1 protein-coding gene and 1 pseudogene are annotated in these 1,878 nt (G+C 73.6%); both read left to right on the forward strand.

Annotated elements, in window-relative coordinates; translation table 11 throughout:
* Positions 1-16: 16 nt before the first annotated feature.
* Positions 17-688, forward strand: a pseudogene (locus IH13_RS0129340) (2,3-diaminopropionate biosynthesis protein SbnB); the annotation flags it as partial.
* Positions 685-1,878 (forward strand): AMP-binding protein (locus tag IH13_RS0129345; RefSeq protein ID WP_063837508.1); only part of this gene is annotated, 1,194 nt, incomplete at its 3' end. The pseudogene IH13_RS0129340 and the gene IH13_RS0129345, both read left to right, overlap by 4 nt.

Here is a 1,878-nt window from a genome sequence, read left to right on the forward strand (position 1 = left end):
ATGTGTATAAGAGACAGCCTCGGCGGCGGCCGCCGCCCGCAGGATCGCCGCCCAGCGCGGCACCCCGCGCCGGATCGGCTTCGTCGGTACGGGGCTGATCGCACGCTTCATCCATGACTACCTGTCCGAACTCCATTGGGAAATCGATGAGTTCGGAGTCTTCGACCTCAGCGCGGAGTACGCGAAGAGCTTCGCCGACCAGGTCCTGGGACCGACCGGGCGGCCCGTCCGCGTCCACGGCGACGCCGAGTTGCTGGTGCGCTCCTCGGACCTGGTGGTCTTCGCGACCACCGCGGCGGAACCGCACGTCACCGACCCCTCGTGGTTCGGCCACAACCCCCTCGTGCTCCATGTCTCGCTCCGCGACCTGGGCACCGAGGTCATCCTCGGCAGCGCCAACGTGGTCGACGACGTGGAGCACGTCCTCAAGGCCGCCACCTCCGTCCACCTCGCCGAACAGAGCACCGGCCACCGCGACTTCCTCGACGCCACGCTGTACGACGTCCTCACGGGCGGCTACACCGCCCCCGCCGACCGGCCCGTGGTGTTCTCCCCGTTCGGCCTGGGCGTCCTCGACCTGGTCGTCGGGGCGTATGTGCACCGCCGGGCCACCGCCGACGGCTCCGCCCTGCCTGTCGGCGGCTTCTTCCACGAGCTGGACCGCCACCAGAGCGCGGGGGCGTCGTGAACGCCCCCCAGGGGCTCGCCGAACTGCCCCTCGCGTCCGGTGCGGCCCACCGCGCCCGCGAACTCGGCCTCGGCGGGGACAGCCGTGCCGACGCCTCCGCCGGCGTACTGGAGTCGGTCGCCGGCACGGCCCGCCTGACTCCGCGGCGCACGGCGGTCGTCGACGGTACGAGGACCCTCACCTACGCGGACCTCCTCGGCCGCGTGGACCGGTTCCGCGCGGTGCTGGCCGACGCGGGCTGCGGTGCGGGCACCGTCGTCGCCGCCGTCGGCGACCGCTCGGCCGACACCGTCGCGGCCTTCCTCGCGCTCGAAGGCCTCGGCGCCGTGTATCTGCCGCTCTCCCCCGACTGGCCCGCCCTGCGCGTCGCCGATGTCCTCCGGCGCAGCGAGGCCGCCCTGCTGCTCGACTACTCGGGCGACCCCGGGGGCGGCGGACCGGCCGGCGGGACCGCCGTCAAGGCGGCCGCGGAGCTCGGCGTCCCCACCGTGGACGCGCCCGATACGGACGGCCCCGCCCCCATCCCGTCCGGGCGTGCCTCCGGGGACCGGTCCCTGGAGGCCAGGTACTGCATCTTCACGTCGGGAACCACCGGGCGCCCCAAGGGAGCCTTGGTCGAGCACCGCGGCATGATGAACCACCTGTGGGCCAAGGCCGAGGACCTCGGGCTGACCGGCGCCGACCGGCTGGCGTTCACCGCGCCGCTGGTCTTCGACATCTCCATCTGGCAGATGCTGGCCCCCCTGCTCACCGGCGGCACGGTGGTGGTGGTCCGCGGACCCGATCTCGCCTTCCCCCGACGCCTGGCGAACGTCCTGGCGGACACCGCGACCACGGTCGTCGAACTCGTCCCCACCGTCGTCGGCTGGATCGCCCAGGAGGCCGAGCGCCGCCCCGGCACCACCCTGCCGGCCCTCCGGTGGCTGATCTCGACCGGCGAGGAGCTCTCCCCGGAGCTGGCAGCCCGCATGCTGGCCGCGGCCCCGCACGTCCGGCTGCTCAACGCCTACGGGCCCACCGAGTGCTCCGACGACATCACCCACCACGAGATCACCGAGGCCGACACGGCCCGGCCCCGGCTGCCGGTCGGCTCCCCCGTCACCGGCGCCCGCCTGTACCTCCTGGCCCGCGACGAGGACCACGGGCCGTGGAGGGCCGCCGAACCCGGCACTGTCTCTTATACACATCTC

It is taken from the genome of Streptomyces sp. NRRL WC-3549, from assembly GCF_000721935.1.
Classification (GTDB): domain Bacteria; phylum Actinomycetota; class Actinomycetes; order Streptomycetales; family Streptomycetaceae; genus Streptomyces.